The sequence below is a fragment of the Pyxidicoccus fallax genome, assembly GCF_012933655.1.
GTDB classification, from domain to species: Bacteria; Myxococcota; Myxococcia; order Myxococcales; family Myxococcaceae; genus Myxococcus; species Myxococcus fallax.
In genome coordinates, this window is sequence record NZ_JABBJJ010000365.1 from 1 (window position 1) to 11,955 (window position 11,955).

Consider the following 11,955-nt stretch of genomic DNA (forward strand, 5'->3'; position numbering starts at 1 on the left):
GGGGCGGAGGCGGCGGCTCGGTGTACTCGGTGTTGTTGACGTCGACCAGGTGCACCCAGGGGTACTGCACCACCACGTCCTTGCAGACGGTGCGCGTGTCCGGGTTGGGGTTGCCGACGCTGTTGGGGATGAAGCCGCCCTCGAGGCTGAGCGAGGAGCGCCAGCCCGCGGGGATGTTCACCTCGCAGACCTGGTAGGTGTCGAAAGGCAGGGCCTGGACGTGGATGAGGCCCGTGTTGTTCGAGTCGGCGATGAGGCCACCGGCGACGACGGTGCCCTCGCCACCCGGGTAGTTCGCCGTGGCGCCCTTGCGGACCTCGAACGTGAAGGCGAGGTCACCGAGGAACTGGAAGTCCTGGCCGTTGACCTTCTTGAAGATCTTGATGTCGCCCGTCGTGATGGGCGTCGTGTCGTCGGTGGCGTTCGCGTCCATCGCCACCAGTCCCAGTGCCGCGGCCATCGTCGCGATCAGCTTCCCATTGCCTTGCATGTTCGTCGTCGCCCTCTCGTGTGTGCCCACGGTCCGGTGGGCGGCAGGAGGGTCGGGAGCGCCACGAAAGTCGGCCCCGACACCTGCCTTAGGCCGGATTCTTTGCCATATCCGGAAGCAAGATTGCAACGACATTAACTATTTGCACTCACAGCACATTCAAATATCGCAACGGGGTCGGAGTTTCGCGGGGTTGGCAGGCGTGGTGCAACGTATGGAATACCCTTACCTTCCCTGCCCGCTTCACCGGGCCCGTCAGCCCGCCGGGGCAAGGAAGGGCACCATGCAGGAGCCCGAGGACACGTTCATCACCCGGTCGCTGCCAAGGGTGGTGTCCCGCAGGTGGGCGCGGATGAGGGCCGTGCCCGGCATCTCCCCATCCACCTGGTGGGGACAGAAGTCGAACTCGATGTCGCGGGACACCAGCTCGCCCGAGCGCATCACCTGCGGCCACCGGATGACCGGGTAGGCCACGCGGCGCTGGAAGACGAAGCCGTCCCCCGCCCTCGCATCCACCATCCGGGCCCAGCTGTCCGCGGTGTGCCGCGTGCCGAACTCGATGCCCTGTCCGAAGGAGGAGTCCGTGGGCTTGGAAATCCATGCGGCCCGGTCCTCCAGTATCTCCGCGCGCCGGTGGGACGCGTGGGCCAGGTTCACCGTCTCCGGCACCGTCTCGAGCAGCACCGCCAACGCTTCCACCGGCAGCCCCAGCGCGCGCTGCACCTCGGGCTCGCACAGCAGGGCGAAGGTCTCCTTGCTGGCGGTGAGGAAGGAGCGCGTCGAGTTGACGATGAGGTGCTCCTCCGGGTGCGAGCACAGGGCCTCGTAGTCGCTCACGTCCTCGCCCCGCTCCCGGTACCCGTCCAGGAAGACCGACTGTCGCCAGATGACATCCACCTCCCGCCCGGCCAGCACGGGACGGCCCTGGACGCGCCGGACCTCCGGCGGATAGCAGTGCACCACGTCCGTGGAGAAGCCCGCCTCGCGCGCTGCCTCCTGGACGAGCCGGGCGAGGCCGGGCAGCCCCGACTTGGTGGGGTAGCCATGCTCGGACACCAGCGCGACCAGACGCAGCTCCCGGCCCGGCTGCCGCGCGTGCAGCTCGCCCTGGAGCCACCGGAAGATTCGGGGCGCCAGCAACCGGGGTGTGTAGTCGAACCCCAGCGCGTCCATCATCCGCTGGGCCAGCCGCTGGGCCATGTCGTGCGACTCGAAAGACAGCGGCGCCACCTGGTTCACCTCGATGACCGAGTAGCGCCCCGTCGTGGGCTCCAGGAAGGCGTCCATCCTCCGCAGCCGCCGCTGGAGCGAGTACCGCGACTCATGGGTGCACTGCGCCACCAGCCGCGCGCTGCCCGGCTCCAGCGAGCGCACGAGCCGCTGGCGCAGCGGCTCGCCCTCGGGGGTGAGCACGTGCTCCTCCAGGCGGACGAGCGCGTCCAGGAGCACCTGGGTGCGGTGCATGGCGACGCGCACCTGGGCCGCATCCAGGCTCAGGGGCGCGATGAAGGGTGCCGCCTCCGCCAGGTGCGCAACCTCCGGCGGGATGCTGGCGAGGGCGTCCGCGACGAAGCCGGCGCACCGGGCCGGCGTGAGGCGGGCGAGTCTTTCGTGGAGCTGCTCGGCGGTCAGTTGCATGGCTCCCTCACACCCACTGGCTGGATTCCCACAACGGCAGACGTTGACCCAGGCCGCGCGCGAGCGCGGTGCGGAACACCCGGTCGGCCACGAGGATGTCCTCGAAGGCCAGCCCCACCGGCGAGAAGAAGATGTTCTCCGTCTCCGAGCGCCGGCCGGGCACCTCCCCCGCCAGGATGGGGCCCAGGTCCTCCACGCGGGATTCGGCGAGCAGGCCCCGGGCCACGGCGATGGCATGCGCCTGCACGCCGCGGCTGCGCACGTCCTTCCACCGGTCCGCGATGATGCGGTCCATCCGCCCCAGCAGCTCCAGCTCCACCTCGAAGCCGCTGATGGAGAAGACGGTGAGCCCGCGCTCCCTCACCCACCGCTCCCGCACCACCGGCGCATGGTCCACGGAGACACAGGTGACGACGAGCTCCTGGTCGCGCACGGCCTCCTCGGCGCTGTCCACGGCGCGCACCTCCAGGCCCGTGCGCGCCGACATCTCCGCCGCGAAGCGGTGACGCGACTCCCCCCGCGCGTACACCCGGCAGCGCTGGAGCGCCGGCAGGCTGGCGCGCAGGCCCAGCAACTGGGTGCGCATGTTGACGCCCGCCCCCACCAGCCCCACCTCCCGCGTGGCCGACGAGGCCAGCCGGCGCGCGGCGAGCAGCGACACGGCTCCGGTGCGGGTGGCGCTGATGACCTGCGAGTCCATGACACACGCGGGCAGCTTCGTCGCCGGGTCGAAGAGGAGGATGAGCCCCGCGGCGCGCGGCAGCCCCCGGCCGACATTCGTCGGCATGGAGCCCATGGCCTTGCAGCCCAGCACCTGACGGCCGTCCCGCTCGATGAACGTGGGCATGAAGTTGACGTAGCCCGTCTCGCAGTCCGGTTGCTCCGGGCTGGGCTGCAGCGACACCTTGGAGGGCTGCTGGATGAGGCCACGCCGCAGCAGGTCGAAGCCCTGGTGCACGTCCTCGCTCGCGAGGACGACGTCCCCGCCTCCACAGGCCAGGACGTCCTCCAGGGACAGGAAGAGCACGTCCCCGCTGCCGGGAGCGAAGCGCGCGGGGTGGAGGTGTGAAGTGTTCATGCGGGGTGGACTCCTCGGGTCTGGGGGTCGTCGAGCAGCAGCGCGGGGATGAGTCCAAGCAGCGCGATGAGGGCGGTGAAGCGCAGCGCCCCCTGGAAGGCGGCGGCGCGGCCCAGGGTGGGCTCCAGCCACGCCAGCAGCGCGGCGCACCCGGCGACGCCCGTGGTGGAGCCGAGCCCATAGGCCAGGCCGTGCCAGCTGGCGCCGGCTCCCGCCTGGGCGGCGGGCAGCGCGTTGATGACGGCGACGTAGGGCGGCGTCGACAGCAGCGCCACGCCCGCGCCTCGGAGCGCCTGTAGCAGGGCCACCTCCACCGGGCCGCTGGGAACGGCGCGGGCCAGTCCGGCCAGCGACAGGGCCACCAGCACCCCGCCCAGCGCGGCGGGCCACCGTGCCCCCCAGCGCCCCACGAGCCAGCCCACGCCGGGCGTCACGGCCGCGGCCACCAGCGTGGCCGGCATCAGCACCAGGGCCACCTCCGGCGGGGTGAGCCCCAGCGACTCCGGCAGGTGGAGGGACAACAGGAACACGGAGCCCATCAGCACGAAGCCCCGGAATGGTGCCATCAGCAGCGCGAGGGCGAGGTTGCGGTGGCGCAGCAACCCCACGTCCAGCACCGCGTCCGGGCGCCGCGCGCGCAGGGCGAACAGGGCGCCTCCCGCGAGCGCCACGGCCAGGGCGACGAGGCGGGCCTCCCCGGAAGCGCTCCCCGGCCACCCTCGCGCCGCCAGCAGCGAGGCCCCGAGGCCGCTGGCCAGCCCGAGGAAGCCCCAGGGGTCCAGGGCCCTGTCCTGGTCCGCGGCGGGAGGTGACGCGGGAAAGGCCCGCAGCCCCGCCGCCCATGTCAGCAGGCAGAGCCCGGCCATCACCAGGAAGATGGCGCGCCACGAAGCCCACTGCGTCAGGACGCCTCCCAGGAGCGGGGCGGCGAGGCGCACCGCGGTGGAGGCGAAGAGCCACGTGCCCATCACCCGCGGGCGTTCATGGGGAGCGAAGGCGCTCGCCAGCATCACCATGCACGCGGGGGTGATGACGCAGGTCGCGACGGCTTCCAGGACACGGGCCAGGACGAGCCACGGAAGCCCCGGCGCGAGGGCCGCCGCGAGGCTCGTCATCCCCATCAACAGGATGGCGCCGAGCAGCAACCGACGCCGCTCCCACCGGACGGACAGCCAACCGGCCAGCGGCGTCAGCGCGGCGAGCGTGAGCGTCCTTCCGCTGACGACCCACTCCACCTGCGCCACGCTGGCGGAGAAGTCCCGCATCACGTCCGGCAGCGCGACCGTGAGGATGCTCGATGGCAGGTCCTCCACGACGGTGGCCGCCAGCACGGCGGCGACGACGAGCCAGCGCGCGGGAGGTGGAGCAGCTTGTGGGGAGGGGTTTGGAGACAAGGGGGGCTCGTGAACGTGAGCACCCTACGAACCCCGTCTGACATGCGGACCACCTGCTAGAAGCAGCCACATTGCCCTTGCACATACATGGCAATATTCGCCTGATACACGGGCCCGGCATTCGCCATTGTGTCTCCATTTCAACCGAGTGTCGTTTACCTGTTTATCCGTTAAGACTCGGTATCCATGCTCTCTCGGCTGCTCGCGCCCGGAGCACGGTTGCCGTGCCTCCCGAGGAGCGACAGCACGATGAGGCCCCGCAATGAAAAGAACCCACGAAGCCGCCCCCGCCAGAGTCGCCCTCCTCTCCGCGCTGGTCACCGCGTTCCTGGTCTTCAGTCCGGAGGCGCGTGCCGCCCCTCCCCTTGCCGCCGTCACGCCCGCCGCCGGCGTGGCCACCGCCTCCTCCGGGATGCGCGACGTCCTGCTGGTCGGCAACAACTGGGACGGAACGGTCGACGTCATCGACGTTCGGACCTACCAGCGGCTGAGCCGCATCAACGTGATTCCCGACAAGAGCGAGCGGATGCTGGAAATCACGCTCGACCCGATACGCCTGACGTACTTCCTGTTCATCCGCGAGCAGGTGGGCGAGGGCCACGACCAGTTCGTGGATGACGTGTTCGCCTCGAATGACGGGCAGGTCATCTACGTCTCGCGGCCCAGCTTCGCGGACGTCGTGGCCATCAACCTGAGCACCGGGAGGATTCGCTGGCGGACGCGGGTCGAAGGCAACCGCGCCGACCACATGGCCATCTCGCCGGATGGCACCCGGCTCACCGTCTCGGCATCGACGGCGAATCGCGCGCACATCATCGATACCGCCACCGGGAGCATCGTCGGCTCCTTCCCCTCGGGGGACAACCCGCACGAGAACAACTACTCCCGGGACGGCAGCAAGATCTTCCATGCCAGCATCGGCACCGTCTATACGGCGCTCGACACCCCGGAGCTGGATGGCACCAAGGGTGAGCGCTACTTCCAGATTGTCGATGCGCGCACGCTGCAGGTCCTCAAGAGGCTGAACATGCGCCAGAAGCTCGCCGAGCTCGGCATGCCCGAGATGAGCGCGGCCGTCCGTCCGATGGCGCTGTCTCCCGACGAGCGATTCCTCTACTTCCAGGTGTCGTTCTTCCACGGCTTCGTGGAGTACGACCTGGAGGCGGACCGGGTGACGCGGATTGCCCACCTGCCCGTCTCCCCGGAGACGCAGGCGCTGCGCCGCGACCAGTACCTCCTCGACTCCGCCCACCACGGAATCGCGATGAGCGGCGACGGGACGAAGCTCTGCGTGGCGGGCACGATGTCCAACTATGCGGCCATCGTGTCGCGCGAGACGTTCCGCTACCGCATCAACCCGCTCGGCGCGCGGACCTACTGGGCCACGACCAGCGTCGACGGACGGTTCTGCTTCGTCTCGGTGGCGGGCGACGACACGGTGTCGGTCATCTCCTACGCGACCGAGCAGGAAGTGGCCCGCATCCCCGTGGGCGACCACCCGCAGCGTGCGCGCACCGCGAAGCTCGCGGCGTCGCTCTTCCCCTGACGGAGCCGCCACGGGGCGGAAGCCCGGCCCGGACGCCCGCGAGGAGCACGCGCGGGCGTCCCGCCGCCCCTCGGGGTTCGTTCACGACGAGGTCCGGACCACCGCGTCGACCAGCCGCTCCAGTTCCTCCTCGGTGTTGTAGTAGTGCACGGACGCGCGGACCATCTCGCCCAGCCCCCTCGCCTCCATGTCCAGCCGCGTGGACGGGCGCCGCGTCACCGATACGTTGATGCCCTGGGCGAGCAGCTGCTGCCGGAGGGCGTCCGGGGACTGTCCCTCGACAGTGAAGGTGACGATGCCGCACTTCACCTCGCCCACGTCGCGCACGGTGACGCCGGGGAGGTCGGCGAGCCGGGCGCGCAGGCGCTCCGCGAGGCCGCGGACCCGCTCCCAGATGGCGTCCAGTCCCCAGCCCAGCGCATAGTCCACCGCGACGCCCAGGCCGAGCTTCGCGGCGATGTTGTTCTCCCAATTCTCGAAGCGCCGCGCGTCGGGACGCAGGGTGTAGCCCTCCACGGACGTCCAGGGCGCCGCATGATGGTCGAGCATGGGAGGCTCGAGCCGCTCCAGCAGCGCCTTGCGGACGTACAGGAAGCCCGTGCCGCGCGGGGCTCGGAGGAACTTGCGGCCTGTCGCGGACAGCAGGTCACAGCCGAGCGCCTCGACGTCCACGGGCAGCTGCCCCACCGTCTGGCAGGCATCCAGCAGGAAGGGCACGCCGGCCCTTCTGGCGACGCGGCCGATGGCGGCCGCCGGGTTCACCAGCCCCCCGTTGGTCGGGATGTGCGTGACGGAGATGAGCCGGACGCGCGAGTCCATCATCGACTCCAGGGCGGAGATGGACAGCTGCCCGTGCGCGTCGTTCGGGACGACCTCCACGACGGCGCCCGTGCGCCGGGCCACCTGGAGGTAGGCGACGTAGTTCGCCGCGTACTCGGCGACGCCAGTGAGGATGCGGTCCCCGGGGCGGAAGTCCTGGGCGAGGCCGTAGAAGGCCATGTCCCAGGCGACGGTGGCGTTCTCGACGACGGCGACCTCGTCACGAGAGGCATTGAGCAGCATGCCGATGGAGTCGTAGACGCGCTCCAGCCTGTCCCGGGCCGCATCCTCCGCCTCGTAGCCGCCGATGCGAGCCTCGCGCTGGAGGTGCTCCATCACCGCGTCGAGCACGGGCTGGGCTGGCAGGCTCGCTCCGGCGTTGTTGAAGTGAGCGACGTGGGCGGTCCCCGGTGTCTCCGCGCGGGCGCGGGTGACGTCGATGCTCATGCGGTACTCCTCGGGCAGGCGAAAGTCAGTAGGCCCACTCCCCCAGGCCATAGTGCCGCACCGTGGCCACGTTGAGCACGAACAGGCCCATCACCACGGCGAACTGGAACCAGCGCGGGCGCTTCGCACAGCCGTCTCCGAGGAAGAAGAGCAGCGGGAAGACCGGGGCCGCGAACCGGAAGGTGTTGACGAACTCCCCCTGGTACAACTGCATCAGCAGGCAGAGCAGCGCGTAGACGCCCAGCGCGGGCTGCCGGCGCGCGAGCAGCACGGCGCCAATGAGGAGGACCCACCAGGAGATGTACCAGAGCACGTTGTAGGGGTCGGTGCTCTGCCAGGGATTCGCGAACACGAACGCCTTCAGGACCTGCCCCACCGACTCCACGTGCGTCCAGTTCTGCTGCGCCTTCACGAAGGCGAAGGGAGAGCCCGCGACCACGCTCTGGAACGTGAGGAAGCCCACCACCCCGAGCGCGCCAAGGACTCCCGCGATGAGCAGCGCGCGGACCCGGCGCGCGGGCGTGGTCTCGACCCAGGCCGCCAGCAGCGCCGCCGCGCCCACCACGAGGACGCCCTGGTTGCGCGTCAGCGCGCACAGCGCGGCGAAGATGCCGCCCCACACCGGCCGCCGCGTCCCGCTGAAGAAGAACGCGAGGAACGACAGCAGCAGGAACAGCGCTTCCGTGTGGTGCGAGTGGAAGATGTAGCTCACGGGCCAGAGAAGGACGAAGAGCCAGCCCAGGCGGGACTTCGGTGTCAGGCCGTCGGGGACCTCCCCGCTCCGCGACGCGCGGAAGCACCAGAAGAGGAACCCGGCGAACATCACCGTGGAGAACACCGCGCCCACCCACTGGAACTCGGTGACGCCCAGGAGCTTCCCGAGGAACCCGACGGTGAGCGGGTACGCCGGATAGAAGGCGAAGAGGACGCCGCTGTAGCCGTCGCGCGCGATGGCCGTGTAATAGGCCGAGTCCCAGTACGACAGGATGTGTCCGAACGTCTGATGGCGCCGGAAGGCAATCCACCGCCAGACGGTCAGGTGCATGAACACCACGGCGATGGCGCAGAAGGCCACGAAGCGAGCGCTCCCGGGGCGTGTCAGGTCGGTCAGGGAGGGACGCGCGGAGGTCGACGGAGCCAGCGGAAACTCCTGGAGGAAAGCGAGCGGCCCTGCTTCCCACCCGGAGTGAACCCCTGTCAACGCGAACCCGCCACCGCGCAAGCGCCCGTCCCCGGGCAGCAGTGCCGGCGCTGGGGCCGTGCGCCTCCCGTGGCCCGGGTCACGGCTTCGTCCAGCGGATGAAGGCCGGAGTGGCCAGGGCCGCGAGCCCGCCCCGCGGCCGGGCCGGAGCCTTCTTCCGGGCTCCCCCGGCCGCGCGAGGAGTCACGGCCGCCGCCGGCACCGGAGGAGGTGGCGGCCGCAGCACATCCTGGGCCCGCACGGCCTGGGCGAGCGGGTCATCTCCCCAGGAGAGCTCCACCAGCACCGACGGCGCCCCCTGGGCCTGGGCGTACACCCAGCGCACCAGGGGCGAGTCGTCGTCCAGGCGGAGCTTCTTCGCCACCTCGTCGCGCACGGACTTCAGCGCGGCCGGAAGGTTGTCCTCCGAGTCCAGCCGGCGCGGCGACACGCGGGTGAGGCGCACCACCAGCAGCGCCGGACCCTTCCAGCCGGGCCAGAAGAGGTGCGTGGCCTGGCGCTGCCCCTTCGCACGCCGGTGCCGGGCCATCGGGTGCTCTCGCTGGTTGGTGGGATTCTTGGTGGCAATCGGCACGTCGAAGCGGATGTGGTTCAGGGGCAGCACCTCCCGGAGTCAGGCGGATACACCACCGGTCTGACGCTCCCTGGCTGCCCGAGCCTCCAGGCAGGCGCCCGCGAGGGGCGACCGCCGTGCCGGCCCCTCCTCGCGCGTGCTCAGAACCTGCAGGGATAGGACTGGGAGAGGGCGTTCGACTCCAGGCCGTTGGCGTCGCGCGCCTTGAACTCGATGAGCAGGTCCGAGTTGGTGGGGGACAGGAGGATGAAGCCCTGGGGGCAGTAGAAGGTGTTCGTCAGGGGGCCGGTGTACCAACCGCTCTGGTAGTACGAGCCGGTGGAGTGGTTCTGCTCGGTCCGCTGCCACTGCCCGGTGTAGGGAGAGCCCGTGCCGCCCGTGCCGTTCCCCGTGCAGGTGATTTCCGTCGACGAGGTGCGCGCGCACGACAGGGTGCTGGTGGGACACGCCTCGCTGAAGGTCGCGCTCGCGGACGGAGGGCTGGAGGTCTGGCAGCGGTCGATGCCGGTGCTGAGGAACGAAATCGGATACGCCTTCAGCTCGAGCGAGTGCGCCACACCGCAGCTCACGGGCCTGTAGCTGAAGGACCAGGTGCCGGAGCGGCCGCTGGTGGCCCGCAGGTCCTGCTCGCCGCGCTTGATGCCATCGACGTAGAAGTCCAGGTGGATGCCATCGGCCGGGAAGGTCACCGACCAGGCCCCGCTGCCGGCCGCCTCACCGCCGTACGCGCTGATGCTCGAGATGGAGAGGGAGCTGACGGTCGCACCGGCGCAGAGCGCCGACTCCCGGGTGTCCAGGAGCGGCTCGGAGGGGGACTCCCCTGACTCGAGCGGACCGCCACAGGCGGCCAGCAACAGGGAGGACATCAGGGCTTTCACGGTGCACTTGCGCGGGTGTCGGTTCATCGATGCGTTCCTCATGGGCCGGAGGACTCGCGGCCCATCAGGTATTGAACCTGCCGCGTCGATGTGGATCACCCCCACCCGAGGTGTGGGCCCATGGGGTTCCCGCAACCCCCTTCCCTGCTCACGGATGCGATGGGCTCACGGGAGCGTCACCTCGTGGAAGCGCGGCTTGTACAGGTCCGCGTCCGCCGCGATGTCACCGAGCGTCTGCCCATTCCACGCAATGCTGAGCAGGACCTTCCCCGAGGCGAGCGCCTGCTCGGGGTGGAGCTGTGGCGCATAGGTCTGGTAGTTCCGTCCGCCCGCCGTGGTGCCCGCGGGCGAGCTGACGGTGGTGGTCGCCAGCGCCGTCCCCCAGGGACTCGCGCGCCGCTCGACGAACACGGTGTCACCCCACCCGTTCCACGGCTTGTACGCCAGGTACCAGCTGCCGCCGATGAGGCGCGTGCTGCTGACCTGGGCATGGAGGATGGGCGCGGCCAGGGCCATGTCCGTTCCCCACGTGCCATCCGCGTAGCGGAACCGCCATGCGGAGGCCGTCTCCACCTGGCTGGTCGCCACGCGGGCCACGTAGCTCCGGTGCGGGGCGAACGGGTCTTCCGGCGCGTTGGCGTAGCCAAAGACGTAGACGGTGGTGCCGGAGACCACCGCATCCGCGGCGTACTGGGTCGCCGCCGCCGAATTGCCGCCGCTCCTGCCCGAGGAAGGCGTGGAGAACAGCCCCACGCGCCGGAGCGTGCCGTCCGTATTGAAGGCGAACTTCGCCAGCTCCACGCCCCGCAGCTCGAACCAGCCGTCGGGCGTGTTCCGCACGCGCTGGCACAGCACGTACAGCGCGCCATTCGCCTCGAACATGCCCTGGGTCCAGTAGCGGTCTCCGTCGCTGGCGTCCGGCACGGCGATGCCCGAGATGGCGGCGCCCAGCTGACCTCCGCGCTGCACGAGGAGGCTGTTGCCAATCATCCTCCACCCCGCCACGTAGGCGCCGGTCGTCGCGTCCTCCGTTCCTTGGATGGTGTCACCAAAGGACCAGTACGTCAGGCCATTGCTGGCCTTGAAGCTCGTGACCTGGTCGCCGCCGCTCCAGGTCCAGTCGTTCTTGGCCTGGAAGAGATTGAAGAAACCTCCCGCCGTCGTCGGCGCGGCGACCTGCGCCAGCGCCGGGCCCGCGGACATCAGCATCAACGCCATCATCGCCAGACGTCCCAGCATCGTGTGACTCCTGTCGCCGAGGGAAGCGCCGTGTCCTCCCGACAGGAGAGGACGGACGCGTTCCAGCAGTTCCGCTTACCATGAAATCCCATTCAGCTTCGCAATTACAGGACCAGTGGCCCTCCCAACCGCGAGTGCGCCCTTCTTTCACTATCAGCCCGAGCGCAATGACATATGCCATTGATGACCCGTGGAAACCCCTTAGTCTGACATTGTCGAGAACGGGCAACACGCTTCCGCCGCAATCCTTCACGCACCCTGGAAGTTCAGGAATTGCCCGCTTGCATTTGCAATTCAAAACGACCCGATGTTAGTAAGGCATTGGCTTCGGCCAACACGCACCACAACACAGGAGAAGTCCATGACGAGGAACGTGAAGCGTTTCCTGGCGGTCTCCCTACTGTCCCTCGCGCCGTCGATCGCGCTCGCCGAGCAGAACGAGTTCGGTGACCTCGACTTCCTCTCCCAGCGTGGCGAGTACGTCAGCCTGCGCTCGGAGGGCTCGGTCCAGATTCCCGCGCTGAAGGGAGCTTCGCAGGCCGTGGGCCCCGCCTTCGAGGATTTCTACGTCGTCAACCTGACCGGCGTGGCGCTCGCCCCGGGCTACACCCTGACGGGCACGGCCCACCTGCTCCCTCCCAACCCCCTGCC

Annotated in this window: 10 protein-coding genes and 1 pseudogene; 2 read left to right on the top strand and 9 right to left on the bottom strand. The window is 69.7% G+C overall.

All coding sequences use genetic code 11. The features are described 5' to 3' along the window. The 4 genes from HG543_RS44730 to HG543_RS44745 all read right to left on the bottom strand — a co-directional run. On the bottom strand, window positions 1-490 hold a 490-nt coding region (locus tag HG543_RS44730), incomplete at its 3' end, for a hypothetical protein (RefSeq protein WP_169351077.1). Window positions 491-745: 255 nt separating this feature from the next. Further along, window positions 746-2,128, bottom strand: a complete 1,383-nt coding sequence (locus tag HG543_RS44735) for a hypothetical protein (RefSeq protein WP_169351078.1) — start codon at window positions 2,126-2,128, stop codon at window positions 746-748. A 7-nt stretch (window positions 2,129-2,135) separates the two neighbouring features. Beyond that, entirely contained in the window at window positions 2,136-3,206 is a 1,071-nt protein-coding gene (locus HG543_RS44740; protein ID WP_169351079.1) for an ornithine cyclodeaminase family protein, read from the bottom strand. After that, window positions 3,203-4,600: an MFS transporter gene (locus HG543_RS44745; RefSeq protein WP_169351080.1), complete on the bottom strand. Its 1,398-nt coding sequence runs from the start codon at window positions 4,598-4,600 to the stop codon at window positions 3,203-3,205. Before HG543_RS44745 ends, HG543_RS44740 begins: the two co-directional genes overlap by 4 nt. Window positions 4,601-4,862: 262 nt before the next feature. Here HG543_RS44745 and HG543_RS44750 point away from each other — a divergent pair, with 262 nt between their 5' ends. Continuing rightward, the gene (locus tag HG543_RS44750) at window positions 4,863-6,146 is read left to right on the top strand and encodes a YncE family protein (protein WP_211194590.1); all 1,284 of its coding nucleotides are present in this window, start codon (window positions 4,863-4,865) and stop codon (window positions 6,144-6,146) included. 81 nt (window positions 6,147-6,227) lie between these two features. Here HG543_RS44750 and HG543_RS44755 read toward each other — a convergent pair whose 3' ends face one another. From HG543_RS44755 to HG543_RS44775, 5 genes are all read right to left on the bottom strand, one after another. Then, window positions 6,228-7,412 (bottom strand): aminotransferase class V-fold PLP-dependent enzyme, encoded by a 1,185-nt coding sequence (locus HG543_RS44755; protein ID WP_169351081.1) that lies wholly within the window; start codon window positions 7,410-7,412, stop codon window positions 6,228-6,230. Window positions 7,413-7,437: 25 nt separating this feature from the next. Beyond that, window positions 7,438-8,487: a hypothetical protein gene (locus tag HG543_RS44760; RefSeq protein WP_169351082.1), complete on the bottom strand. Its 1,050-nt coding sequence runs from the start codon at window positions 8,485-8,487 to the stop codon at window positions 7,438-7,440. A 205-nt stretch (window positions 8,488-8,692) separates the two neighbouring features. Further along, a complete protein-coding gene (locus tag HG543_RS44765; protein WP_169351083.1) occupies window positions 8,693-9,217 on the bottom strand; it encodes a hypothetical protein in 525 nt (174 codons plus the stop codon). 110 nt (window positions 9,218-9,327) lie between these two features. Further along, window positions 9,328-10,092 carry a hypothetical protein gene (locus HG543_RS44770; protein ID WP_169351084.1) on the bottom strand — a complete coding sequence of 255 codons (765 nt, stop codon included), beginning with the start codon at window positions 10,090-10,092 and terminating at the stop codon, window positions 9,328-9,330. A gap of 138 nt (window positions 10,093-10,230) precedes the next feature. Then, window positions 10,231-11,304 carry a DUF5005 domain-containing protein gene (locus tag HG543_RS44775; RefSeq protein ID WP_169351085.1) on the bottom strand — a complete coding sequence of 358 codons (1,074 nt, stop codon included), beginning with the start codon at window positions 11,302-11,304 and terminating at the stop codon, window positions 10,231-10,233. Window positions 11,305-11,665: 361 nt separating this feature from the next. Between HG543_RS44775 and HG543_RS44780 the strand changes: the two are divergent. Further along, window positions 11,666-11,955 (top strand): annotated as a pseudogene (locus HG543_RS44780) (hypothetical protein); the annotation flags it as partial.

Coding starts and splice junctions, on each gene's coding strand:
- HG543_RS44735 (WP_169351078.1), bottom strand. CDS start 2,128: ATGCAACTGACCGCCGAGCAGCTCCACGAAAGACTCGCCCGCCTCACG.
- HG543_RS44740 (WP_169351079.1), bottom strand. CDS start 3,206: ATGAACACTTCACACCTCCACCCCGCGCGCTTCGCTCCCGGCAGCGGG.
- HG543_RS44750 (WP_211194590.1), top strand. CDS start 4,863: ATGAAAAGAACCCACGAAGCCGCCCCCGCCAGAGTCGCCCTCCTCTCC.
- HG543_RS44755 (WP_169351081.1), bottom strand. CDS start 7,412: ATGAGCATCGACGTCACCCGCGCCCGCGCGGAGACACCGGGGACCGCC.
- HG543_RS44770 (WP_169351084.1), bottom strand. CDS start 10,092: ATGAACCGACACCCGCGCAAGTGCACCGTGAAAGCCCTGATGTCCTCC.
- HG543_RS44775 (WP_169351085.1), bottom strand. CDS start 11,304: ATGCTGGGACGTCTGGCGATGATGGCGTTGATGCTGATGTCCGCGGGC.